This is a genomic window from Bacillus cereus (genome assembly GCF_002561295.1).
GTDB classification, from domain to species: domain Bacteria; phylum Bacillota; class Bacilli; order Bacillales; family Bacillaceae_G; genus Bacillus_A; species Bacillus_A cereus_S.
Window position 1 is genome coordinate 1 of sequence record NZ_NTUG01000085.1, and the last position, 272, is coordinate 272.

Here is a 272-nt window from a genome sequence, read left to right on the forward strand (position 1 = left end):
CCTTGAATACCTTGCTCACCTTGAGGTCCTTGTTCGCCTTGAATACCTTGCTCACCTTGAGGTCCTTGTTCACCTTGAATACCTTGCTCGCCTTGAGGCCCTTGTTCGCCTTGAATACCTTGTTCGCCCTGAGGTCCTTGTTCGCCTTGAAGCCCTTGTTCGCCTTGAAGCCCTTGTTCGCCTTGAGGCCCTTGTTCGCCTTGAATACCTTGCTCGCCCTGAGGCCCTTGTTCGCCTTGAATACCTTGTTCACCTTGAAGCCCTTGTTCGCC

Annotated in this window: 1 protein-coding gene; it reads right to left on the reverse strand. The window is 53.3% G+C overall.

Annotated features, from left to right (window positions below; all coding sequences use genetic code 11):
• The coding region (locus CN373_RS24890) for a hypothetical protein (RefSeq protein ID WP_205753386.1) at nt 1-272 on the reverse strand (272 nt) is incomplete at both ends.